This window comes from Pararhizobium sp. O133, assembly GCF_051669845.1.
Lineage (GTDB): Bacteria > Pseudomonadota > Alphaproteobacteria > Rhizobiales > Rhizobiaceae > Pararhizobium.
In genome coordinates this window covers 1381808-1404159 of sequence record NZ_CP196426.1, presented here as the reverse complement: position 1 = coordinate 1404159, position 22352 = coordinate 1381808, and the positions used below count along the sequence as shown (strand labels likewise).

Sequence of the window (22352 nt, the reverse complement as noted above, 5' to 3'; positions counted from 1 at the left end):
ATCAACCTCTTGTATTGATGCCCCTTGTTGAGGCGCTTCGGTACTGGACGCTTCAGCGCCCGGCTCTTTCCCTTCAGGGGGAATTTCACTCATCAGCGGCTGCATCGCAGCCTGCATCACCGCCAAAAGGCTCGAACGCATGGTCAGCTCCTGTTCACTTCCTTGATGAAGGCGTTGAACGCCTGGACGGGATCGCCGACGACATCGACCAGTCCGAGGCCGATCGCCTCGTTGGCGTCGAAGCATTCCGCTTCGGTGGCCAGCGCCTTGGCTTTCGTGATCCGGCCCGAGCGCCCCCTCGAGACAAAGGTCGCGAACTTGTCGCGGATTGCATCAGTCTGCGCCTGCCACTTGGCAATGACGCGCTCCGGCAAAGGCTCCAGTGAATTGCCCTCGAACTTGAACTTGCCAGACCGGATAATCGTCACCTTGACGCCCTCCTGCGCCAAGGCATCGGAATAGTCCGCGTGCAGGATGATGACGCCGATGGATCCGGCGCCGCCAAATTCAGGAATGACGATCTGGCGAGCCTGGCTGGCAAGCAGATACCCAGACGAATAGGCAAAGTCGGTCAGGATCGAGATCGTCGGCTTGGCTTTCGACAGCTCCTGCATCAACGTCGCGGTCTCATAGGATCCGCTGACCTCGCCACCGTAGGAATCGACCTCGAAGACAACACCTTTGACAGCCGGGCTGCGGATCGCAGTGGCGATCTGCGTCTGCAGTCCCTGGTAGGACGTCTCGCCGGACTCCGACCCTATGAACGCACCCTTGTGGATCAGTGTGCCTTCGATCGGGATAATGGCGACGTTGTCGATGATATCGAACGGTAACCGATCCGAACGCTGATAGGCACGGTTGAGGCGGTCACCGAGTTTGCCTGCGGACGGCCGGCCATTCTCGAACGCGGTATGGTCGATCCCGCCGGAACCGTTGGCAACGAGGATCGTCGATCCGGTAATGCGCGAGCCGAGAGCGCGCACAAAGGTTTCAGCCTTGCGTTCGTCATACATCAGCGGCGTGTCGAACAGGCGCTGCGCGACATTTCCATAGGCAAACGACATGACTTTTCCTTACGGGGTAAAGCGGAACTGCTTGGCGAACCGAGTGCGCCGGCCGCCGGCCTTGGCCGAGCATGCGACCGCCAGGCGCTCAAGTTCGGCATCGAGGTCCTTCATGTTGGTCGAGGCGACCTTGATCCGGCGTTGCGTCACCGGCGAGCGGATTTCGGTTTCCTCGATTGCTTCGCCAGCCAGTCGCTTCAGCTTGACCGCGTAAAGCGCCTGCCACAGCGCACAGGGATCATCTGCGTCGACGACGGCGCCATTGAGTGTCACGAGCAGGGGCATCAGGCAGCAGCCTTCTTCTTGGATGCATCGTCATCCGACCCTGCAGGATCGCTCGGCATGTTGCGCATGAAGGGCGACGGCATGCCGGCAGCGATGTACCTGTTGTGTTCCAGCAAGCGCTGCTGGAAAACTTCGTCCGGATCCTCGCCGAGATCAGCGCATTCCCGCGCCAGCGTTGCTGTCCCATTGGCAATCCGCTCAGATGACGCTTTCGCCGCCTTGCCATCATCGGCAGTCGGCTTTGCAGGTCCTTGCCATAGTGCCCAGGACACCCGCTCACGGTTGGCGAGGAAAGCCGCGTATCCGCCCTTGAACGGGATACGCCCCTCGCCAATCTCTTCGTCGAGCCAGCTTTCGTATGGCATCTGGTAGTGCGGCGCAGCGATCCGCTCGCGCCGACGCAACACGACAGGCCAGAGCGACGACGTTTCCATCCGCACCGACGAATAGGTCGCATCCGAATAGTTCATGGTAAGGCCACCGAACGTGATGCCCATGGCGCGGGCCATGTCGCGCGACAGGCTGTCAGAAAACGGCAGGTACTGGCCGCCCGGCATTTTCGCCGTCTGAAACCCAAGCTGCTCACCCGGCGCCAGATGCGAGACTGTCGGATCGCCGCTGACGCTGATCTTCGAACCTGCAGCAAGGTCGAGCTGCGCCTTGAAGTAATTGGCGAAGTCCGATGCAATCGCCGACGCATTGTCAGCGCCGCTTTCCTTCAATGCCTCCATCGCCTCGAAAGCATCCGAACTCGGCGCAGCGCTTGTCAGGGTAATGGCGAAAATCGTCTGCAGGATCGCGGTCTGCAACGTCGCATCGTCCAGCATCTCGTGCTGGATATGCTTCCGGAACGTCGGCGCGAGAAGCGAAATACCGCGCACGTCACTGGCGTCCATCGGGTCGAATGCATGCAGGACAGTCTGGCGACCAGCGGCGTCGCGCGCGGCATAGTCCGTCGTCGTCTCGATCCCGCTTTCGCGGCTCTTGAACCGGTAGCGGGTTGCCCGGCCGTTCTCGTCATGGAAAACGCCCTGGTATAGGCGTTCAAACTCGCGGGTCTCGCGAGACAGCCGCGGCGGCGGTACCATCAACATCTTGGTTCCGGACTGGATACCGTAGTGACTGCGCTGCGCGCTGCTCATGTAGGACAGCACGCCCGTGCTTTCGCCGAACGCGATGAAATACCGGATCCCAATGTCCGCCATCTGCGGGATCGTCAGTTTGCCACGAAAATCGCACTCGGCCGGGTTCCACGCGTAAAACTTCCAACGGCGCTTGATCAACGCGATCAGCTCAGCGCGCTCGGTGTCGCTATATCCAAGACCGGTCAAGTCGGGCTGTGGGTTGAGCGCCAGTTCAGACCCGACTGTATCGGCGATGATCTGGTCGCAGGCACCCTTCAGCCGGCCGCTGTTCTGGATCATATCCATCGCCAGCGCTGACGTGCGATCCCATGCACGACGGATGTCGTCACGATGCTCGCGCAGCACGGCCGGGCGTGATGCGATCGCACCCGAGCGCGTGTCGCGCAGATAGCCAGCGTGCGGCCGAGGCGCGTCTGCCGCACCCAGGCGCGGTGCGGTAGCCGTAAGCTCCCGACCCGCTGGCACTCTGACTTTCGGCTTCATCATGTCCGTTTCATCCACCTGTTCGGGGTTGCCGCCGGCGCCGGGTTAGGCGGCGGCGCTGCGGGTTTCGGCGGCGGGCTAACCGCCATGACCTGCACAGAAGACGGTGACAGGAGATCAGCTGACGCCTCAGGCTCACGTGTTGCCCGCAGCGCCGCCCACTCGGCCGGTGACATGCGGGAAAGACCGAGGTGCTCGGCGATCGCCATGGCGTAGATCCGGCAGTCGAGAAAGTGGTTATGCTCTCGACGCTTTTTCCATTCCTCATGAAGCTTTCCCTTGATCAGCTTGCGGTCGAAATACTCGCCGGTGATCTGCTGGAAATACTCCTCGCCCAGTTCCTTATGGAAATGGCAGTACCCTGCAGGATCCGTGGCCTCGCCGGCCGCCAAGCCGATCTTGTGCAGATTGCCGTAGAACTCGGCTTTCAGTGACCACGTGCCGACCGGCCAGGACATCGCCGAGCCGTATTTCTTGCGCTTGCCCTTCTTGCTCACGGACTTGCGGTTCGGCAGGCTGATCGCCGGAACGCCGCGACCAGGCTGGCCCTTGACGGCATAGGCGTTTGGATGCCGCCGGCACCATTCCAGCACTTGGTTGGTCCGGTAACCGGAATCCACCGCGACCGCGTCGAGGCGATGGAGAACACCGTGGCTGTCAGCGAACTCCTGCCCGATAAACTCGGCGAACAATTGCCAGGCGCCCTGCTGAGGATTGTCGGTGGCACCTTCGAAGAATTCGGCAAAGACGTTCCAGCTTTGCCGATCCTCTCCAAAGGCAACACCCTCGCAGTAAATGCCGTAACTCTGGACGTCAGCCCCTGCGACGAACAGCAAACCGCCAGCCGGGATCGAATGGGACGGATAGACTTCGCGACGCTCCATCAGCCGCTGGTGATCCGGTGCATTGCCCTTCATTGCATAAGGCAGGGCCAGAACCAGATTGTGATAGTCCTTCGCGCCCGCCTCACCCTTGCCTTCGTCGGCAATGAAGTCTTCGGCGATCGCCTCGTAAGACATCATCAGCGACATGAATGCGTCGACATGGAAGCCGGGATGACGATCAGGTCCTGTGAAGCTGGGGATGTAGCGACCGGCGCGAACCGCATGCACCCGCTCCATCTCCGAAATATGATGCTGGCAACCGATGCACCGCATCACTGTCTTGTGCGGCTGGCCACGATCGATAATCAGATTGCCCTGCTGCTGAACCTGTTCGAACCCGCACTCCGGGCAGTTCACGTGCCAGAAGCGCTGATCCGATTTCCGAAACGACCGATCGATGCGGCAATGACCCGGCCCCTCGCCGAGCGCGTCCCCGCTGTCCAGCTCCGGCGTTGAAAGCTCAAGGATCTTGTAGCTTTTCTGCCGGCGGAATGCGGTGAAGCGACCGAAGAACAGAGTTTCCGGATCCGCGCCGTTCGGCAACTCCTGCCACTTCGACACTTCGTCCTTCACACCGTAGCGGCAGGTTTTTGCCGATAGGTCCATGACCGTGTTGGCATTGGCCAGATAGATCGCGCCGCCGGCAAACTTCTTCTCGTACGTCGTCGAGCCCACGCCAGACCGGCTAGTCGTCGGGTATATCACCTGCTTGTCGGTACGCTTCTGCCACTCATCGATCAGCGGCTGCATCTTGCCGCTGTTCATGTCCTGCAGCGCGTCGATACCAGGGACGCCGTAGAGGGCGTTATCCGGTGTGTTCTCCGCGATGTAGATCATCCATGCCAGGGCAAGGATCGAAACACCCGTCTGCTGCGCCTTGCGGACCGTGACCAGATTGCAGGAATGCTCCTGGCTAAGGCACTCCGCAATCTCGACCAGGTACGGCGCATCTGCCGGCGACCAGAATTCCCCTTTTTTCGGGCCGTCGACCAGAATGATGTTCTGGGTCAGCCACGTACCGAATGAAACTGGCGGCTGTGGCCGCACTGCCAGTTCCAAGCCTCGCGCCACGACACGAAGCGCACCGGGATGGGCGTTCACGAGATATCATCCTCGATCAGCTGATCGGTTGCGGGCGCAGTCTCAGCCAGTGCGGCCAGCTTGTCGGCGATTTCGTTGCCGAGTTCAAAGGCGATCTGGCGCAGAAGAACCCGGACGCCGTGGACGCCTTCCTTTGAAACGGCCAGCGCAACATCATCGGCCCGGTTCTGCAGCCGCTTAACGACGGCCTGAATTTCGAAACCGATGGTGCGGACAGCGTTATCGATGCCGTCACGTCGCACCAGCTCGCCGCATGCTTCTTGATGCCGGATCCGCTCGCGCCCGACCTTCAACCACTCCGACTGGCGGCGCGCCTCGTCGAAGCTGTCGCTCGGATCAAGTGCCGGCGCAAAGCCCGCCGGCGCACCTGGTTGCCGGATCTCGGCCTTCGCCTTGGCCGGGTTCACATGGCGCTGGCGATGATGGTCGTAATGAGCGACCGAGATCGCTGCCACCCGGCCCTGCCCGTCGCGATCGACTGGCGTGTCGGGCTTGTCGGCCAAAAGCTTCTGAACTGCCTTCGAGATCGCCTGCTTGGAGACGCCGTCGCGCTCGGCAATCTGCGCCACGGACCACATGATCAGATTTTCGTCTGTCACAGTTCACCAGCGCCTTTCCGTCAACTTGTCACCCGGCGTCAACCCCGGTTGTCAACGTCGTCAACCCCGTCAACCCAATATTTTGACCCCTGAGACTGACAGGATTTCGGGGTCGCCCCGGCCCGTGGACGGGGTTTTGGCCTGTACGGTCCCTAGAGCCAGGGGGGGGTACACCTGCCCCCGATCACCGGGGGAGAAGGCGCTCGATCTCGTGAAGGACGCGCGGTGCGAGATGATCCTCGATGATCTCAGCCAACACCTTGACGAACACATCCGGATTGTTGGTCACGTCGTGCGCCGGGTTCGGGCCGAACAGTTCGCGCACCGGCAAACGCTCTTTCCCCACCCGCTTCATCACCCCGCGATGTCCGCTGTCCATCCCAGCGATGAAAGCACTACGGTAGGAACCTCTTGCCCTTACGCTCACGCCAGTCTTGGTCTGGGTAGCGCCAAGCTTGTAGAGCGATATCCAACCCGACTTTTCGATGATGTCGACGGTGTTTCCGCCAGCGTTGAAATGCGCCGTGGTGAGCTTCCTGACCATCGTCTGTGTCAGGTCTGTTCGCTCAGCACTGCGCTTGACGACCCGTGTCCGCGCCATGTCCCGCATGCGCCGCATCGCTCGGCCCATCGCCTTCGCCTTGATCGCGCCTGGCAAGTTTTTGATTGCCCGGCTGAGATCGACAAATTCCGAGGCGTCGAAAATGACCTGTGTCATCTGATCATGCTCCAGTGCGATCACAACAAAAAGCGACCCGAAAGCCGCTTAAGAACTCTGATGAAAACATAGCTTTCGCAGTGGCCTTGAATCGATGCCTCTCATCCGAGGCTCTCAAGGCTGGGTCCGGGGCGTTGTTCCCTGAGGCTGGCGCCTGCTCTGGCCTGACCAAGATGTCAGGCGATCGGAGGGTTACGAAATCCGGATTGTCCGTTGGCGAATTGGTGTCACAGCTTCTTGAGAAACGCAACAGGCATGCTGCCGATCTCGAAGACCTTGCCGGCCACGTCGATTGCCACCCTTGCCCGCGCCTCCCGGCTCCAGGTCACCGAGAGCACAAGGCACCCGAACCCTGCAAACGGCCCATCCGTGATATCGGCCTTGCTGCCCTCGCAGATCGTCTTGTCGGTAGCGATACGCGGCGCATCGATCTTTGCGCAAATCCTTTTAAACATTTCCACATCGCCTTCATGAACGACGTGATATCCAGTATCGCCGCCGACAATGTCGCGCACATGTTTCACCCGCAGAAGCCCTGCAAAAGCCTCATGTTTGGGCACGATGCGAACCAGCATGTATCCGGGAAAATACGGCATAACCGTCTCGATCTTGCGCCCCAGACGCACCGAAACCCATGTTTCACGCGGCATGAAAGCCTCGATATTTTTTTCAGCCAAGGCCTTTTCCACAGTGAATTCCCGACGCTGATCGAGCTGCAGGCAGAACCATTTCGCCTTCAGCGGCGCGGAATCAACCTTGTCGCGCGAAGCCTCACCCAGAAACCGCGTTGTGATTCGTCCCTTTTCGAATTGCCGCTGGGAGCCGCCATAGGCGCGAAGCCGCTCATCATGCGACAGTTCAGCCTCGGTCATCGGACGGTACGGGATCTTCACACCCTCGATCTTACGCTGCATCGTCATCGCCCTTGCTCCGTTCCTTGAGATAATCCGAAATCTGTTCTGCAAACGCATCGACCGCATCACGCACGGCAATATCGAGACCATCGGCATCGCTGGCGATCGCGGGCAGATAGACCCATTCCGGCAGGCTGCGCGCGTCCAGGAATGGCCAATTGCGCCGCTCGTGCTCCCGCATCCAGGCCACCATAAGGTCGCTGTCGCGGCGCACCTGTGCAAAGCCTTGCGCCGCGCCTTCGAGCGCCAAGGGGCAAATCCAGCCCTGCCGGTTGCGCGCACGCTCATGCATCGTGTTGACGTTGGGATATCCGTGATTGCGGCGCTTGTCGGCACGCACACGGTCGAGCGTCCACTTGCCGGCATCGACCATCGTCTTTTCCGTCGCCGTCAGCCCGCTGATCGCGCCCGTCACGCCTGCCAACAATTCAGCGAGGCGATAGGCACCCCACAGCTTGCCGAAAGCGGGCACCATTGCGTTCTTCGGCTTGGCTGCCTCCTGCATGGCTGGCACGTCCCGCCACAGCCGCTCGCCAAAATAGGTCGATGGCGCCGGCACATGATCCTTTTTCTGACCCTTGAGCAACGCAAGCCAGCCCGTGAACCGGTCAGAAGCCTCTGTCCGCTCCTCAGCGGTCAGCTTGAGCCAAGCCGCCATCGCAGGCTTTTTCGGCATGCCGTCGAAACCGGGCCAATCCTTCACCAGCCGCCAGAATGCCGCCTCAACCTTTTTCGGATCTTCCTCGCCCTCGCTCGCGCCCTCTCTCAAATTGCTATCATCAGTATTTGCTAGATCTGAGTTATTACTATGTGCCGATTTTACCGGCGACGGCGAAACCGGCGACGGTTTTACCGGCGACGGCAAATCAGTCTGCGGTAGAAATGCAACACTCTCCGAACCGCCCGAAATTCCGGAATTATTTTCTACGGTTAGGCCGCGCGGCTCATCATAGATCACCAGAATTGATACACCGAACTTGCCATCGGCCCGGCTCTGCTCACGCTCTGCATAGCCGAGATCGACCAGTTCCGCGATCATTTTGCGGGCCTTGTCGCGCCCGCAATTTCCCTTTTTGACGATATCGCCGACGACGACCGTCCAATTGTCCGGCTTGGAAAGCAGATAGCTCAGCAACCAGCGCGCCTCCATTGAAAGGCGCACGTCCTCAAAGACATGGTTTGGTATGGCCGCGTACCGCGCGTTGCGCTCCCCGCGACGAATGGTCGGTTCCGCGCTCATCCGTCCACCTGCCCGTCCGCCGGCAAGCCCAGCATGATCCGCCGCATCCTCCCTCGCGCCGCCTCCACAGCGACGCTCTGCAGGCCCGGCTCATCCGCATGGCGGGCGCTGCGCAGGAACGCCAGTTCCACGTCGAGATAGATAAGCCCATCGCGGAAGCCGGCATGCATCAGTCGGTTGCGAATCGTCCCCTCGCAGGTCATCAGCATCGACGGAGAACACTCCAGCAGCGCATGCGCCCGTTCCGCGTCATCCGCCGCCGAAGCGATGCGGGCAATTTCCGGTCGCAGTTCGTTCATCGGGTGATCTCCCGCTCGATCCGCTTGCCAATCCGGTCAAGTTCGTCGACCTTGTTGCAGAAAGCGACATAGCGGTCGGCCAGCATCTTTTGTTCGGTGCTGATCGAAACGAATTCCTGTTTCAGCAGATCGCGCTGCGTCAGGTAATCGTCGAACAGCGGATTGGAGCCGGCCGGGCCGAAAAACTGGTCGCGCACCTGCGCTACCCAGTCGCGCGGCACGCCGAGATCCTTGGCGACCGCCACGTCGGTCCATGGCGCCTTGTAGCAATCCTTCGAATAGACCGTGTCGAGCTTGTCGTTGATGATGCGCCGGTCCTCGCGCGACATCTCGCGCGGAGCCTCCGCCGCAGGCTGCGTCGTTGCCATGGCCGTATCCTTCCGTTTGGGTTTGCGCTTGCATTGCGGGCTCAAGTCCTTTTTGGGGACACTGCCAACGAGCCAGCCCTTGTTCTGGAAATGCTTTGCCGCCATCGACGGCGGCTTGCGGTTCGTGCCCGTCATGTGCGGGAAATAGGCCTTGACGCCGCAGCCACAGCCGCACACGATCTGCATCGCCTGCGTCTGGTTGCCGTCGCCATAGGGAATGGTAACTTCGTCGAAGAGCCGGCCGAGGTTCATCTCTCGCCCTTCCATGCCCGAAAGTCGGCCATCAGCCGGAAATAGCGTTCCTGCGCCGGCCCTTTGTCGTTCAGTTCGGTTTTCGACGAGATCGCCAAAAGGCTTTTCAGCCGCGTGTCGGCGGCCTGTTTGTCGCGCACCGGCCCGCCCGCGCCCTTCTCCTCCAGAAAGCGCTGGAAAGGCCGATCCTGGCAGTGCATCGCCGCAAGGGATGAAACCGGCGTATTTTTCTTTTCATGCCGCTGCAGGTCCGCCCGCAGCGCCCGCACGGCATCCGCCGCCCTTTCCTGTAGGATGAGGAAGAAAGCCACCGCATCGGCAGCCGAGCAGATCAGTTCATATTCGTGCGCCAGCGCATCGGCATGGATGGTGCAAAGACACACAGCCTCGCCGGTCGATCGCTTCGAGATGACGCGCGTCACGCCGCCATCCACCTCCAGCCCCCAGGCATCGCCCGTCAGCCGCGCGGACAGATCGCGGAATCGCGCCAGCCGCGCCTTTTCGCGCTCGCGTTCGGAAGGCATCGCCGTCATGGGCTATCCTCCCCAAACACGAAACCAGCCTGCTCGGCCTTGGGAGCCGGCGGCGCGGAAACGAACATGTCGGGCTGGGCGTAGGCCTTGCGAATGCGTTCGCAGGCGATTTCGAAATACTCGGCGTTCTTCTCGATACCGACGCAACGGTGGCCGGCTTTTGCACATGCAACCGCCGTCGTTCCACTTCCGAGAAACGGGTCGAGCACGACGCCCCCCGCTAACGACAAAAACGAAATGCACCACTGAATCAAAGGGAGTGGTTTTGTGGTGGGATGACCAAATTCGACTCGCCCGACTGGGGCGTTGAAGCGCTTCGCCGGTCGATCAAGGTTCGTCCACGCCAATTCGGCATCAGCCATTGTGGGGACCGAATTGATCTTATTCCAGAGCAGCCAGCACCGCGATGCAGGTACATTGAAGTAATTTGCGCCCCAGATGATCGAGGGCACGTTCAGTTGCAGAATCGCGTCTATCCACTCCTGATTTGCCTCTAAATCCCATTCAAGGAACCCAGACATTTCATCCTTGGCGCCCCACGTGCCGCCTTGCATACGCTTTCCGAGGCCGTAAGGCGGATCGGTAACAACCGCTGCCACCTTCCCCAACGCAGGCATCACCTCCATGCAGTCGCCGAGGTAAAGCTCACACCCTCCGATCACCTCGACGCGCTTTGCCGCCGGGCAGCGCTCACGCAAGAGTTTTGCGCGCAAGGCCGCGATTGCAGCATTGTAGCTTTCGAAACTGTCTTTCTGCGGATCGTAAGCCTCGGTCACGCCGCCTCGCTTTCCGCCTCATGTGCGGCGCGGAAACGGGCGACCTCATCCGCCTCATAGTCGACGCGGTAAAGCACAGTCTGGCTGCCATAGGTGCCGTCTTCGTCCATTTCCCAGACGCACCACATCGTGTTCATCTGGGAAGACGCCTTGTTGCCGTCCCAGCCGTCGCGGTGCATCATCGGCAGCCGGTGCTTGTTGACGTAGATCCGCGCCGGCGGGCAGGTTTCCATGTAGAAGGTGCGGTCGGCATCCTCGTACCCGGAAAGCACATTGAGGTTCAGCAGCAGCGCCATCTTGCGCGGCCGGCGCACGCGCAGCGCATGCGCGATCACCGCGTTCATCTCGTCGCCATAGGGCGGATTGGAAACGATGTCGTGCGATGGGCCCTCGGTGGTCATGTAGTCGGCCACGCCCTGGCACTCGCCGTCCTTCGTCACGGTCCCGTAATCGACGAGGTCGGATATCACCACGTCGTAACCGACCGCCTCCAGAACCCGCACGATCGCGCCGCGCCCGCAAAAAGGCTCCTCGACAACGTCGGCAAATTGCTCCAGCGACAGGATCGTCCATGTTCCCTCGGGCGGAGTTTCATACAGATTGTTGCCACGCTCTTCCTTGGTCGCGGTCTTGGTGCCGATCGCATGTTTCAGGCTTGCACGCGTGGGTGCAAGACCCTGCGCGATGCGCGCTGCAATTGCGCGCTCGGCAATGCCCGGCGTCTTTTCCTCCGCCGCCGCCAGCTTGCGGGCGTCGTGGATTTCCTGTCGGGTGAGGCCCGCCTCCGCTTGCTTGAAAATGTCGTCAGCCGCGACATTTTTCGGGCGGCCTTTCTTCGCCGCCTCGCCTGCCGCTTGCGCCGCGTCATAAGCCTTTGCCAGCATGATCTTGCACTTGGTTTCCAGCATCAGCGCATCGCCCTGCAGCTGCCGAAACTTCGGGACCAGCTCGCGGGTCGCCGCATATTTCGCCGCAAAGCGCGCTTCGGCCTGGCTCAGATCATAAGCGCCATCAGCGATCACCCGCGCGCGGGCAATATCGCCCTCGCCGAAAAGAGCGAGCGCCGTCAGCATCATCGTGACGATCTCAGGCACCCCGCCGCGCGGCGCATCAGCGGGGCGCGCGCCATCGTGCTCCAGAATAGCCGTAGCCGTCGGGCTGATCACCGAATCTGAATCGATGAAGAGCCCCAACGCCGCCGCCGCTTGGCGCCCCGCATCGGTCGCGAAACACAGCGTCGGATCCGTCTCGTGGCGCCGAACAAGCCCGTAGCCGTGCAGCTTGGAAATCTTGCTGCGCTCGTTGACGGAAGAGGCGCGAAATTCGCCCTCGGTAATCGTCGCCATGACGATGGCCGTCTGTTCCGGGGAAAGCTTGGTAATATCCATCAGTGCGCCCTCGTGAGGCGGCCGAGGTAATATTCGCCGGCCGGATTGATCGAAAAATGGTGGGAATGGACCGGATGGCGCTTCGCGTAGCCGGCCTGCACCAGCGCCGCCCCGGCCAGCTTTTCAGCCAGCCCGCGCGCCATCAGGTATTCGCCGTCCCGCTCGTTGAGCTGACGGAGAAACTGCCGTTCCTTCGGCTTGAGGGGGATGATTTCGGTCGCGTGGCGCATCACGCATCCCCGACGATGCGCAGTTCGGCCCGTTCGCCGCCGCGCGCCCGGATCACCGCAAGCGACGCCCGCAGATCGGATGCCGCCTTTTCCATCAACGAGGCGACGCGATCGACCTGCCCGGCCTCGGATGGCGTGACATGGCCATCGGCAATCGCCTGCGCCATCGAATGCGAAAGCTCCGCCGATTGCCGCATCAGCTCGGCATGGGCCAGCATGATCGAAACATCCGCCTTGCGCTCGGCCTCCGGGTCGGTCAGCCGCCGGCCATTGGCCTCGGCCATCACGGCGGTCACCAGCGCATTGCCGCAATCGCCCTCCAGCGTGCGGATCGCGCCGACAGGCATCAGGTCGGGGTCGTTCGGATTGTTCCAACGCCCCACCTGGCTCTTGGAAAACCCGGTGATCTGCACGGCGCGCTCGATGCCGCCGCAACGGTCGATCAGGTCGCGTTGCGCCGCTTTGACGCGAAAAAGGAATGCATCCGACATCGAAAATCTCCGGACAAAAAAAGACATTCCCGCGCCGGGAATTCCGGTCGGGTTTTCCCGTGGCGGGAATGAATGAAAGTTGCGAAAGATCAGCCCGTTAGATCACGGGGGACCGCATGCACAGGGAACAAGAAAAGACGCCATGCCGGGGGCGTGCAGGAGGAGACCCCCGGCATGGCTGGCCCGCCGCTGGGAGGAGGAGGCGGAGGGATTGGAAAAGAGGCGCGTCATTCGGCTGCCTCGGAAACTGGTGTGGCCTGCGCCGTCAGGCAAATTGCCAGAAATTGGATCGCCGTCACCCGGCCGGCACTGCCACGCTCTACGTCACGCGCGAGATCAATACTCGGATCGCGCTGGCCCGTGAGGGCCCGAGACAGCGTGCTGGGTGACCGGCCAATGCGTACCGCAAAGACTGAAAGGCGTTCACCAGTTTCGTTCAGGTAGTCTGTTAAAGCGTCCATGCGCGCAAAGTTGCCAAATAGGCAAACTTTAGTCAAGGCAATTTTTGCCTATCTGGCCATGGCGCCGCAGCTCAATCCGAGGTTTTTTGCCATATGGACAAAGTTTACCCCAATAGAATTCGCGAATTGCGCGAAGAGCGCGAGCTGACCATCGAGCAACTGGCAGAAAAGACCGGCCTGTCGACGTCGTATGTCTCTCGCCTGGAGAGCGGCGAGCGGAATCTTTCTGTCAAGAACATCAATTTATTCGCGCATGCGTTCCAAGCCGAACCGCAGGAACTCCTCGCCGAAACAACAGCAAGGAAATCCAACGTCGTCGCCGTCATGGGTCGCATCGGAGCAGGAGCTGAAATCTTGCCAGAAGACGAACAGGTCCCTCCGGAAGGTCTCTATGAAATCGAAACGCCTTTCCCCCTTCCGGAAGACGCCGAGGCCTACGAAGTAAAAGGCGAATCGATGTGGCCCCGCTACGATGACGGCGACATCATCATTTGCTGGAAACAGGGAAACGATCCGGAAGAGATGCTCGGATGGGAAGCTGCCGTTAAGACAGCGGAAGGGCGCCGCTACCTGAAGCGGCTACTGCGAGGGTCTGTAAAAGGCACCTACGATCTCGAAAGCCACAATGCCCCGCCCATTCGTGGCGTGAAACTGGTATGGATCGCAGCGGTTCAGTCAGTGATCCGAAGCGGCCAATGGCGCAAGCTCGCCCCGTCCGCTCGCCAGCGCCTGGTGCAGAAAATGACCGCGAACCGGTGATAGATTGCCTATTTTCCGTTTTGCTCGGGCAATGTCGCGATAGCCAGTGCGCGGACTGAACTATCCGGCATAGCGAGCAAGATCGCACAGCGATCTTCCGGCATTGTGGCGGCAATCTCGCGAACCCGCCGTGCATGGCCGCCAGCCTTCTTTATAGCCGCCTTTATTTGTGCCTCGTGTCGGGTTCCCTTCGCCTCCTCGATCAGGAACGCTGTCATCCGATGCGCCGCCGCCACGCAGGTCGCTGACGGCTCTGCCGACGCAAGCAGCGTTGCGAATACAATTGTTAGCATCACCACCTCCCTTAACCCTTGGATAATTCAGAGTTGCTGAGCCGGAAACCGTTGGCAAGCGCCAGCTTTTGGCAAAAATTGCCGCACCGAAATTGTCAATATTTGCCAAATAGGCAAATTTCCGCTTGACGATATTTGCCTATTTGGCAATATATGCCCGTATTCGCCAACAACGGAGAAACGGACATGCTCAAAAACAATCTCGACAACGCCACGCGCCAGCAGAAGGTCGAAGCCGTCGCCGAGGCGATGATCCGCCTGGAAGCCAGCGGCAATGCCACCGCCGAAAACATCAAGACGCTCACCGGCATCAAGCAGACCGATCTCGACAACGTCGCCGATGACGCCCGCGCCTTGGCCTTTACTCGTCAAAACGGCAAGCCGCGCGTCAGCGTCCCCGCCGGCATGGCGGCTTGATCGCCATGACCAATCGCGCGCCCGTTCACACCATTGCCAACACCCGCCACGAACGGGCGCAGCGCTCGCCGTTCATGGCCGATGTTCAGGCCGATATCGACGCCGAGGATGAGCAGCTGACCCGCCGTGTTGAAAACGGCCTGCTGGTCTTGCTTGCCATCGCCTTCGTCTGCGCCGCTGGCCTTTTAGCCGGCGTCATCGAGAGGCTTATTTGATGACTAAGCCCGTCCTATCCGGCCCCTATTTCATCCTCCCCGCCAGCCACGACGCCTTGCGCCTGCACGAGCTGGCGAAGGCGGAACGCCTTACCGATTATCTGCGCGGCTATGTCTGCGGCGCAGTGTCAGCCATTGCCCTCGTTGCCACCGCCACACTCGTCGTGCGCTGGCTCGCCTGAAAGGAACCCCCATGAAGAAGATCCGCGATTTCAGCCAGATCATCGGCATGCTCGAAAACGGACAGCTCAATCCGGCCCTGTCGGCCGAGGTCGCCGACACGCTGGAAAAGCTTACTGCCCTGTCCGACCAGAACCCGGCAGCCACCCACAAGGGCAAGACGACGCTCACGCTCGATTTCGCCGTCAAGGACGGCATGGTGACGATCGCCACCGCCTTTGAATCAAAAACGCCGAAGCGCCCGCGCAAGAACTCCGTCTTCTGGGTCGTCGAGGACGGTGCCCTGTCGACCGAACATCCACGCCAGCACGACATGTTCGGCCCGCGCCCGGTCTCGTCGACCGAGGGCGACCGCCCGACCGCTTCCGCATCCTGAACCCGCGCAGAAGCGCACGCTAACCCACGAAAGGAAAACCCGTGGAAACTCTCGATAAAGGCGCCGTCGAAGCCGTCGCCGATCTCGCCCGGAAAGCCGGATCGCAAATTCTGTCAGTCACGATGCCGGAGAAGATCAACGGTCTGCCGTCGTCCATCCCGGTCCTCTTTAATCCGCAGACTGGCGGCGTCACCAGCCTGCATGACAAGCTGGCCCCATGGCGCACCAAGCCGGAACGCAAGGTCGGCACGGCACGCGTCGATACGCTCGAGTCCTTCATCGAGCTGGTCGACCGGCACAAGCAGGAAAACAGCGTCATTTTCGCAACGACCGACTGGCGCAAGCCCTCGCTGACGGCTGTCATCGACTATCATTCGGCCACCGAGCCTGACAACGGATCGCATCGCATTCACTATCAGTTCCCGCTGTCGGAAGAATGGAAGGCCTGGCTGGCGGTTGACAGCAAGCAGATGGAACAGGTGGCGTTTGCCGAATTCATCGAAGACCACATCGCCGACCTCTCGTCTCCGAGCGCTATCGAATCGAAGGATTTCGAGTCCATGTTCGGCGCACCGGTCGCCTTCCCCAACGATATCGTCATGTTGTCGCGCGGCCTGCAGATTACCGCCGAAACCCGCGTCAAGCAGGTAATCAAGCTGCAGACCGGCGAAGCCCAGATCATGCTGGAGGAAGATCACAAGACCGCCGGCGGCGAGCCGCTGGTGATTCCCGGCGTTTTCATCCTGCAGATCGCGCCGTTCTTCATGGGCGAGGCAACGCGCATTCCGGTGCGCCTGCGCTATCGCCTCGCTAATGGCGCCCTGAAATGGACCTTCCAGCTGTACCGTCCCGATCGTTACATCACCGAACAGGTTCGCGCCGATCTGGACGAGGCGGCGGAAAAGACTGACCTGCCGAAGTTTGAAGGCAGCCCGGAAATGCCCGGCGGCGCGTCGCTGTAAGCGACGGCTGAAATGAACGCGGGCGGCCCGCTCCCTTGAAGCCGCCGCCCGCACCAAAACAGTTACATCCGAGGTGATCATGAATCCGCACTATGTACGCCGCCCGAGCGGCATGATGAAACACGTCGTTACGAAAGTCGTTACAGTTCCACCGGAGAAGGAAGACCTGATCAAGGCCGACTTTCTGCATGGCCTGAGCATCCGCGACATCACCGACCGCCGCAAGCTTCCCTACAATGCCGTGCGCAACCTGATCTGGTCATTCGGTCGAGAGTGGCGCGAAGAGGAACGCTTCGCCCGCATCAAGCCAGACGAACGCAAGATCGTCATTCCGCGCACCTTTCTAGAATTCGGCACATACCGGCTCGTGCCATGTTCGCTCCCGCGCATCTCGATGCATGTCGCGGCCCTGGAGGAACGCGCGTGACCGAGACAGCGCCAGAGCCCGAGAAACACTGGTTCCGCGTCCACTTCCATGACGAGACGACGCAGGACCATTTCACCGTCAACTCGCTGGTCGCAGAGAAGAACGCCCGCGCAAAAAAACCCGGCGGCTTTGTCAAGAAGATCAAGCGCCTCAAGGAGGTTAAGTCCGATGCTCGCTAATGTGCTCGAATACCCAGCCCCATCGCTCACCTGGCAGGCCCTGGTCACCGAGGACGGCGAACCGTTCGCCGCCTTCGTGCGCGGCCACTTCAATCCGTGCTCGCTGGCTGGCGACGCTGAGGATTATATCGTCAAGGCCTTCGGCGACATCGCCCCGCAGTTCGCCGACGACATCAAGGAAATCATAGACGCGGCCGGCGGCGCCGTCATCTCGCAGTTCTGGCTGCGCCCCGAACATGCCGACCGCATCGACGACGCCGAATTCTTCGTCATCGCCACCGCCGGCCAGCGCCGCGCGTTCCCGGTGACGGGCGTGAGGTTTCAGTGATGGATGAGATCAAGCACCAGGGCACGGTCGCCATGACCAGGACATATCCGATCAGCCGCGAGTTGCTCGGTAAGATTATCGACGACGTCTTCGGCGGCGCGATCGAAGATGCCTCGGTGATCGAGGACATATATTCGGCCATAAAAAATTTTGAGGCTACCCCCCCGCCTGTACACCTTGTGCGGGGCCTCATCGAGAAGATAGCAGCAACGCCAATCTGGCAGGACACCTATCCAGACGGCCCGGATGCTTCAGACGGCCGTTACCGCATCACGCCGGATGATATCCGCGCATGCCGAGCCGTCCTCGCAGCGTCGGAGGGCTCGACCGATGCTTGATTTAAGAGAAAGAGCTGGCCCGCTGATGAAGCGTGTTGCGATCGATGGTCACGAGATTTTTTTGCCAGTCGACGCAACCTTGCACGATGGCCCACCAGCCGATGCAAGCGATGAAGAGCTATTGGAATGGCTCGAAAAAGACCTTTTAAAGCCGTTGGGAGGTACTTGGTGATGACCGACAACCAGAAATCACCGCCCGAAGTAGATGTGATGAGTAAACGCCTAGGCGTCACCGGGAGATTCGCAGCTGAGATACGCCAAGAATTTGATGATCTCTTGGACGCGAGAAATGGCTTGGCCGTCTTCACTGCTGAGCGTGAGGAACCGTTTCCCGCCTCCCAGCCACTCAATGGCGACCCCATTTTCGGCGCCTCTCTCTGTGACCATGCTGTACAGGTCCTCGCTGATCGCGCGCTGCATATCGTGGATCAGGAATATTCGCATAGAGCTTCTCACGACATCGCACAGACTGCAGACGAGTACACCTTTTCGGAGGGTTCTGTCGAATGATGGCGTCCCGTTTCACGCTACCGGAAGGCAATATTCATGTCACTCTAAGTGGCGGCCGCACATCCGCATATCTTCTGCATGAGCTGCTTGAGGCGAATGGAGATCTGCCGGAACGGGTAAAGGTCGTGTTCGCCAACACCGGCCGAGAAGATCCGCGGACGCTCGATTTCGTGCAGCAGATCGCTCAGCGATGGTCCATGCCTATAACATGGGTGCAGTACCTGCCCGACGCGCCATGGTTCGAAATCGTCAGCCACAACAGCGCGGCCCGCAACGGCGAGCCGTTCGAAGCCATGGTCAAGCATAAGCGTTTCACGCCCAACGGCGGAAAGCGCATCTGCACTGAGCAACTGAAAGTCCGCGCCGCCCGGCGGATGCTGGTGGCTTGCGGCTGGACGCAGTGGACCAAGACGCTCGGAATTCGCGCCGATGAGCCGCACCGCCACGAGCAGGCCGACCAGCCCCGCGAAAAGATCTGGATGCCGCTTGTTGCCGCCGGGGTGACAAGGCCTATGGTTCTGGATTTCTGGAAGGCACAGCCATTCGATTTGCCGGAAGGCGTCGATAGCAACTGCCTCCTCTGCTTTCAGTTCGGCCTCGCCCAGCTCGCTCGCCAGATGCGGGAAGACCCCGAAGATGATTTCCCCGAACGTATCGAAGCGCTCGGCTTTGGAACTTTCCTGAAGCATCCCTGGTCGGAAATCCGCGAATTCGCTTTCAGCCAAACCGACATGTTCGAAACACCACGCCGCCGACGCAGCCCTTGCGGTGCGGCCGACAACGAGGAGTGCGCCGCATGAAGTTCTATGTCGCAGCACATGACAGGCTTCTCGCCTCACTGGTGGCCGGGGCCATTACTCGGGCCGGCCATGATTGCACGAGCACCTGGATCAAAAACGAGTTCTTGCCGACCGACACACACACCGTTGAAGAGCGTCTGTCGATCGCCTTCGAAGACGTTGAGGACGTTTGCCGCAGCGATGTACTCGTTTTGGTCGCTGGCGCTGAGAAATACTCAGGCGGAAAATTTGTGGAAGCCGGTATCGCCATGGGGCGCGGGATCCCAGTGATCGTCGTCGGACGTAGGGAAAACATGCTCCTTTGGCATCACTCCATCATGTCCGTGGACACGGCTGAAATGGCGGCAACGGTGATTTCGAACCTCGAAAAGCAAAACCCATCGCCCCAATCGAGGGTGGAGTCCGACCATGGGTGAGCACGGCAACATCACCGACAAAAGCGATGACTGGTATACGCCGCGCTACGTGTTCGACGCACTCGGCTGCAGCTTCGATCTCGATGTTTCGGCGCCGATCGAGGGACCGCGCTACGTGCCGGCCGCTCACTGGTTCTGGGAACGCGGCCTTGAGCAAGACTGGTACGGCTTCGTCTGGATGAACCCGCCATTCGGCCACCAGAGCACAAAGCAGTCCTGGCTCACCAAGTTCATCGAGCACGGCAACGGCATCGCTCTCCTGCCCGATCGCACCAGCGCGCCGTGGTGGCAGTGGGCCGCGCCGCAGATGGCGTCCCTGCTTTTTGTCTCTCCCAAGATCAAGTTCGAGCGGCCGGACGGATCGCTTGGCGAACAGCCTGGTTCCGGCACGGTGCTGATGGCTCTTGGTGCCGCCGGCGTCCTGTCTCTTGATCAAGCTTCTGTCGCTGGCCTTGGGATTATCACGCGGCCCGTCCGGCAGGTCGGAGAAGCAGCATGACGGTACTCTCAGTCAACCGCCGCGCCTCTTATGATGAAGTCGCCGCCGAGATGGACCGTCGCGGTCAGGTTATCGAGAAGCTCGAAGAACAGATCGGCCAGTTCAAGGCCGCGATGAAGATGCCGGATGCCGAGCGCCGGCAATGGTTCATTCGCTACTGCCTTGACACCACCGGCTATTTCAACCGGGCAGACATCTGCGATGCCTTCTCGGTTTCCGTTCCGCAGGCCAGTCTCGACATTCGAAAGTGGCTCGATACCAACCCTACCGGCGCGATCTACAACGCCAGCCGGCGACGCTATGAGGTGCAGCATGTCTAAAAACCTTACCCCCGCGCCCGCGTCGAGGGAGGTGTAGCTATGGCAAAAACCTATGCAATCGCAGATCTGCACGGAAGGCATGATCTACTGGTTTCCGCCGTCGAGCGTATCGAAATGTCCAGCCACAGCGGCGGAACTATCGTGTTTACCGGAGACTATGTAGATCGCGGTCCAGAGTCACGACAAATAATTGAGACCCTAATGGCGGGGCCACAGTTGTCTGGCTGGAGATGGGTTTGCCTTCAGGGAAACCATGAAGAAATCATGCTCGCCGGCTGTGGTGGAGAGTTGCAATGGTGGCTTCCGAATGGCGGCGGCCAGACACTGATCTCCTACGGCGGCCAGCCAGGAGGCAATGCTCGTGAGGCTGTCGGCCTCATTCCTAAGACGCATCTTCAGTGGCTGGAAAGCCTCCCTCTATACCACCACGACAAGCATCGTGTGTTTGTCCATGCGGGCGTCGACGAAACTCTAGACCTCGAAGACCACCCCGCGAAAATCCTTCAGTGGCACAGATACGATCGGTCTTATCCCCATGGGTACCGAGGGATGCACGTCGTCCACGGCCACGAGCAATACGATGACGGCCCGGTACTGCACCCAGGCCGATCCGACTTCGACACGTTCGCCTGGTACACTGGTCGCCTTGTCGTGGGCGTCTTTGATGACGATATCCCCGGCGGTCCAACCTCGACATTCGAGATCATCGGCCCAGCGGTTCACGAAATTAAGGAGCGCAGGGCATGAGCATTGTTTCGCGTGAAGACCGTCTGCCATTTGTTACGGCACACATGGCGACATACATTCGGGTGCGCCGTCACGAACTCGGTTTATCGCTCGACCAGTTGGCCGAACGCTGCGGCTCGTCGAAGTCGCACGTGTGGGCGCTGGAAAGGCGGCAGTCGAAGAACCCCACCCTCTGGCTGATCCTGTCGCTCTGCGACGGACTGCAGTGCAGCCTCAATTCGCTGATTGGCGCCGACGTTTCCCAGCCGATGTTTTCCGAGCAGGAGATGGCATTGGTCGATGCCCACCGCCGCATCTTTCTCGCCAGCGGGCCGACGTTCAATCCCGATATACCGAACGATAAAAGTTCTCCACCCCAGGACCATGTGCGGGGCGGCGAACTCTTGGCGACGATCAAGGAATTCGCCCGCTGGCATCACCTCAACGAGATGACGATCGCAGCGGGGAAGACACCGAGCGACAGCGAGATCGACTTCGAGGCCATGGCCTGGAACCGGATCACGCGCGCCCTCAAGTCTGAGGGCTCTACCGATGAGTGATCTTCTCGCCCTAGCTGATCGCGTTGCGGCCGGTGATATCAAGTGCCTCAGCATCAAGCAGCCGTATCCCCACCACATCTTCTATGACGGTAAAGATGTCGAGAACCGCGACTGGCCGACGAAGGGTCGAGGCTGGTTCATCGTTCATGCCGGTGTCTCTAAATCCGAGATCGAAAAAGACGATGAAGCGCAGATGGCGATGCCGCGTGGTGGCGTCGTCGGGATGGCCCGCATTGTTGATTGCGTTCGCGAGATGGAAAGCGAGTGGTTCTACGGGAAATTCGGCTTCGTTTTGCGCGATGCCTTCCCGCTTCCGCTGATCCCTTGCCGAGGCGCGCTTTCGTTCTTCGCCCTTGAACCTGACATGAACCAGCTGGTGGCCGCTGCCATCCGCGAACACGCGAGGATGGCAGCATGACCAACCATGAAAACCCAGCCCCTGTAACGAGGGCGGTGTAGCCCCATGAGCAGCCGTCGCGATCGTATCCGCGCTAAGATCATGGCCCGCGTCGAAATCGATTCGGACACGGGCTGCTGGCTATGGACCGGCCCGACCTCTGGAAGCGACGGTCGAGGCGCAGACTATCCGCGCATGTCACTGGATGGCCAGACTGTCGCCGTCCACAAGGCTATGTGGACGAACGAGCACGGTTTCATCCCGGGAAAAAAAGAGCTTGATCATGTCTGCCGCAACCGCCGTTGCGTCCGTCCCGATAATGACCGGCATGTGCAAATGGTCACGCGCAAGCGCAATGCGCTTCGGCGCGAGGAGGCCAAGCGGACAGCGTTGAGGTGTGAAGGGGTCGATGCATGACC

General features: G+C 60.4%; 35 protein-coding genes. 20 read left to right on the top strand and 15 right to left on the bottom strand.

Annotation, left to right across the window (positions count from 1 at the left end; translation table 11 throughout):
* Nucleotides 1–143: 143 nt before the first annotated feature.
* From ACST81_RS06700 to ACST81_RS06630, 15 genes are all read right to left on the bottom strand, one after another.
* The gene (locus tag ACST81_RS06700; RefSeq protein WP_438752054.1) at nucleotides 144–1064 is read right to left on the bottom strand and encodes a S49 family peptidase; all 921 of its coding nucleotides are present in this window, start codon (nucleotides 1062–1064) and stop codon (nucleotides 144–146) included.
* A 9-nt stretch (nucleotides 1065–1073) separates the two neighbouring features.
* Nucleotides 1074–1349 carry a hypothetical protein gene (locus tag ACST81_RS06695; protein ID WP_438752053.1) on the bottom strand — a complete coding sequence of 92 codons (276 nt, stop codon included), beginning with the start codon at nucleotides 1347–1349 and terminating at the stop codon, nucleotides 1074–1076.
* Complete coding sequence (locus ACST81_RS06690; RefSeq protein ID WP_438752052.1) at nucleotides 1349–2980, bottom strand: phage portal protein; 1632 nt, start codon at nucleotides 2978–2980, stop codon at nucleotides 1349–1351. The genes ACST81_RS06695 and ACST81_RS06690 overlap by 1 nt, the downstream gene beginning before the upstream one ends.
* Nucleotides 2977–4962 carry a terminase gpA endonuclease subunit gene (locus ACST81_RS06685; protein WP_438752051.1) on the bottom strand — a complete coding sequence of 662 codons (1986 nt, stop codon included), beginning with the start codon at nucleotides 4960–4962 and terminating at the stop codon, nucleotides 2977–2979. The genes ACST81_RS06690 and ACST81_RS06685 overlap by 4 nt, the downstream gene beginning before the upstream one ends.
* On the bottom strand, nucleotides 4959–5561 hold the full coding sequence (locus ACST81_RS06680) for a hypothetical protein (RefSeq protein WP_438752050.1): 603 nt from the start codon (nucleotides 5559–5561) through the stop codon (nucleotides 4959–4961). The genes ACST81_RS06685 and ACST81_RS06680 overlap by 4 nt, the downstream gene beginning before the upstream one ends.
* Before the next feature lie 184 nt (nucleotides 5562–5745).
* The gene (locus ACST81_RS06675) at nucleotides 5746–6303 is read right to left on the bottom strand and encodes a hypothetical protein (RefSeq protein ID WP_438752049.1); all 558 of its coding nucleotides are present in this window, start codon (nucleotides 6301–6303) and stop codon (nucleotides 5746–5748) included.
* Nucleotides 6304–6506: 203 nt separating this feature from the next.
* Nucleotides 6507–7199, bottom strand: coding sequence for a transcription termination/antitermination protein NusG (nusG, locus tag ACST81_RS06670; protein WP_438752048.1), 693 nt, complete (start codon nucleotides 7197–7199; stop codon nucleotides 6507–6509).
* The gene (locus ACST81_RS06665; protein WP_438752047.1) at nucleotides 7183–8433 is read right to left on the bottom strand and encodes a helix-turn-helix domain-containing protein; all 1251 of its coding nucleotides are present in this window, start codon (nucleotides 8431–8433) and stop codon (nucleotides 7183–7185) included. Before ACST81_RS06665 ends, nusG begins: the two co-directional genes overlap by 17 nt.
* Nucleotides 8430–8732 (bottom strand): hypothetical protein, encoded by a 303-nt coding sequence (locus tag ACST81_RS06660; RefSeq protein WP_438752046.1) that lies wholly within the window; start codon nucleotides 8730–8732, stop codon nucleotides 8430–8432. Before ACST81_RS06660 ends, ACST81_RS06665 begins: the two co-directional genes overlap by 4 nt.
* Complete coding sequence (locus ACST81_RS06655; RefSeq protein ID WP_438752045.1) at nucleotides 8729–9352, bottom strand: hypothetical protein; 624 nt, start codon at nucleotides 9350–9352, stop codon at nucleotides 8729–8731. The genes ACST81_RS06660 and ACST81_RS06655 overlap by 4 nt, the downstream gene beginning before the upstream one ends.
* Complete coding sequence (locus ACST81_RS06650; RefSeq protein WP_438752044.1) at nucleotides 9349–9885, bottom strand: hypothetical protein; 537 nt, start codon at nucleotides 9883–9885, stop codon at nucleotides 9349–9351. The genes ACST81_RS06655 and ACST81_RS06650 overlap by 4 nt, the downstream gene beginning before the upstream one ends.
* The gene (locus ACST81_RS06645; protein ID WP_438752043.1) at nucleotides 9882–10661 is read right to left on the bottom strand and encodes a DNA-methyltransferase; all 780 of its coding nucleotides are present in this window, start codon (nucleotides 10659–10661) and stop codon (nucleotides 9882–9884) included. The genes ACST81_RS06650 and ACST81_RS06645 overlap by 4 nt, the downstream gene beginning before the upstream one ends.
* Entirely contained in the window at nucleotides 10658–12049 is a 1392-nt protein-coding gene (locus ACST81_RS06640) for an SAM-dependent methyltransferase (RefSeq protein ID WP_438752042.1), read from the bottom strand. The genes ACST81_RS06645 and ACST81_RS06640 overlap by 4 nt, the downstream gene beginning before the upstream one ends.
* Nucleotides 12049–12279 carry a hypothetical protein gene (locus ACST81_RS06635; protein WP_438752041.1) on the bottom strand — a complete coding sequence of 77 codons (231 nt, stop codon included), beginning with the start codon at nucleotides 12277–12279 and terminating at the stop codon, nucleotides 12049–12051. Before ACST81_RS06635 ends, ACST81_RS06640 begins: the two co-directional genes overlap by 1 nt.
* A complete protein-coding gene (locus ACST81_RS06630; protein WP_438752040.1) occupies nucleotides 12279–12770 on the bottom strand; it encodes a hypothetical protein in 492 nt (163 codons plus the stop codon). Before ACST81_RS06630 ends, ACST81_RS06635 begins: the two co-directional genes overlap by 1 nt.
* 554 nt (nucleotides 12771–13324) lie before the next feature.
* On the opposite strand from ACST81_RS06630, the gene ACST81_RS06625 reads away from it, so the two are divergent.
* The 20 genes from ACST81_RS06625 (at nucleotide 13325) to ACST81_RS06530 (ending at nucleotide 22350) form a co-directional block, all read left to right on the top strand.
* The gene (locus tag ACST81_RS06625) at nucleotides 13325–13990 is read left to right on the top strand and encodes an XRE family transcriptional regulator (RefSeq protein WP_438752039.1); all 666 of its coding nucleotides are present in this window, start codon (nucleotides 13325–13327) and stop codon (nucleotides 13988–13990) included.
* 479 nt (nucleotides 13991–14469) lie between these two features.
* A complete protein-coding gene (locus tag ACST81_RS06620) occupies nucleotides 14470–14700 on the top strand; it encodes a hypothetical protein (RefSeq protein WP_438752038.1) in 231 nt (76 codons plus the stop codon).
* Nucleotides 14697–14915, top strand: coding sequence for a hypothetical protein (locus tag ACST81_RS06615; protein WP_438752037.1), 219 nt, complete (start codon nucleotides 14697–14699; stop codon nucleotides 14913–14915). The genes ACST81_RS06620 and ACST81_RS06615 overlap by 4 nt, the downstream gene beginning before the upstream one ends.
* On the top strand, nucleotides 14915–15097 hold the full coding sequence (locus tag ACST81_RS06610; RefSeq protein ID WP_438752036.1) for a hypothetical protein: 183 nt from the start codon (nucleotides 14915–14917) through the stop codon (nucleotides 15095–15097). The genes ACST81_RS06615 and ACST81_RS06610 overlap by 1 nt, the downstream gene beginning before the upstream one ends.
* Nucleotides 15098–15108: 11 nt before the next feature.
* On the top strand, nucleotides 15109–15471 hold the full coding sequence (locus ACST81_RS06605; RefSeq protein WP_438752035.1) for a hypothetical protein: 363 nt from the start codon (nucleotides 15109–15111) through the stop codon (nucleotides 15469–15471).
* A 41-nt stretch (nucleotides 15472–15512) separates the two neighbouring features.
* Nucleotides 15513–16433: a DUF2303 family protein gene (locus tag ACST81_RS06600; RefSeq protein ID WP_438752034.1), complete on the top strand. Its 921-nt coding sequence runs from the start codon at nucleotides 15513–15515 to the stop codon at nucleotides 16431–16433.
* A gap of 79 nt (nucleotides 16434–16512) precedes the next feature.
* A complete protein-coding gene (locus ACST81_RS06595; RefSeq protein WP_438752033.1) occupies nucleotides 16513–16860 on the top strand; it encodes a hypothetical protein in 348 nt (115 codons plus the stop codon).
* Entirely contained in the window at nucleotides 16857–17039 is a 183-nt protein-coding gene (locus ACST81_RS06590) for a hypothetical protein (protein WP_438752032.1), read from the top strand. The genes ACST81_RS06595 and ACST81_RS06590 overlap by 4 nt, the downstream gene beginning before the upstream one ends.
* A complete protein-coding gene (locus ACST81_RS06585) occupies nucleotides 17029–17367 on the top strand; it encodes a hypothetical protein (protein ID WP_438752031.1) in 339 nt (112 codons plus the stop codon). The genes ACST81_RS06590 and ACST81_RS06585 overlap by 11 nt, the downstream gene beginning before the upstream one ends.
* The gene (locus tag ACST81_RS06580; RefSeq protein WP_438752030.1) at nucleotides 17367–17705 is read left to right on the top strand and encodes a hypothetical protein; all 339 of its coding nucleotides are present in this window, start codon (nucleotides 17367–17369) and stop codon (nucleotides 17703–17705) included. The genes ACST81_RS06585 and ACST81_RS06580 overlap by 1 nt, the downstream gene beginning before the upstream one ends.
* Nucleotides 17698–17877 (top strand): hypothetical protein, encoded by a 180-nt coding sequence (locus ACST81_RS06575; protein ID WP_438752029.1) that lies wholly within the window; start codon nucleotides 17698–17700, stop codon nucleotides 17875–17877. Before ACST81_RS06580 ends, ACST81_RS06575 begins: the two co-directional genes overlap by 8 nt.
* Nucleotides 17877–18215: a hypothetical protein gene (locus ACST81_RS06570; RefSeq protein WP_438752028.1), complete on the top strand. Its 339-nt coding sequence runs from the start codon at nucleotides 17877–17879 to the stop codon at nucleotides 18213–18215. Before ACST81_RS06575 ends, ACST81_RS06570 begins: the two co-directional genes overlap by 1 nt.
* Nucleotides 18212–19015 carry a phosphoadenosine phosphosulfate reductase domain-containing protein gene (locus ACST81_RS06565; RefSeq protein ID WP_438752027.1) on the top strand — a complete coding sequence of 268 codons (804 nt, stop codon included), beginning with the start codon at nucleotides 18212–18214 and terminating at the stop codon, nucleotides 19013–19015. The genes ACST81_RS06570 and ACST81_RS06565 overlap by 4 nt, the downstream gene beginning before the upstream one ends.
* On the top strand, nucleotides 19012–19431 hold the full coding sequence (locus ACST81_RS06560) for a hypothetical protein (protein WP_438752026.1): 420 nt from the start codon (nucleotides 19012–19014) through the stop codon (nucleotides 19429–19431). The genes ACST81_RS06565 and ACST81_RS06560 overlap by 4 nt, the downstream gene beginning before the upstream one ends.
* Nucleotides 19424–19930 (top strand): DNA N-6-adenine-methyltransferase, encoded by a 507-nt coding sequence (locus tag ACST81_RS06555; protein WP_438752025.1) that lies wholly within the window; start codon nucleotides 19424–19426, stop codon nucleotides 19928–19930. The genes ACST81_RS06560 and ACST81_RS06555 overlap by 8 nt, the downstream gene beginning before the upstream one ends.
* Complete coding sequence (locus ACST81_RS06550; protein WP_438752024.1) at nucleotides 19927–20250, top strand: hypothetical protein; 324 nt, start codon at nucleotides 19927–19929, stop codon at nucleotides 20248–20250. Before ACST81_RS06555 ends, ACST81_RS06550 begins: the two co-directional genes overlap by 4 nt.
* A gap of 39 nt (nucleotides 20251–20289) precedes the next feature.
* Nucleotides 20290–20997 (top strand): metallophosphoesterase, encoded by a 708-nt coding sequence (locus ACST81_RS06545; protein WP_438752023.1) that lies wholly within the window; start codon nucleotides 20290–20292, stop codon nucleotides 20995–20997.
* The gene (locus ACST81_RS06540; RefSeq protein WP_438752022.1) at nucleotides 20994–21536 is read left to right on the top strand and encodes a helix-turn-helix domain-containing protein; all 543 of its coding nucleotides are present in this window, start codon (nucleotides 20994–20996) and stop codon (nucleotides 21534–21536) included. Before ACST81_RS06545 ends, ACST81_RS06540 begins: the two co-directional genes overlap by 4 nt.
* Entirely contained in the window at nucleotides 21529–21954 is a 426-nt protein-coding gene (locus ACST81_RS06535; RefSeq protein ID WP_438752021.1) for a hypothetical protein, read from the top strand. The genes ACST81_RS06540 and ACST81_RS06535 overlap by 8 nt, the downstream gene beginning before the upstream one ends.
* A 45-nt stretch (nucleotides 21955–21999) precedes the next feature.
* Nucleotides 22000–22350, top strand: coding sequence for an HNH endonuclease signature motif containing protein (locus ACST81_RS06530; protein WP_438752020.1), 351 nt, complete (start codon nucleotides 22000–22002; stop codon nucleotides 22348–22350).
* The last annotated feature ends 2 nt before the right edge of the window (nucleotides 22351–22352 follow it).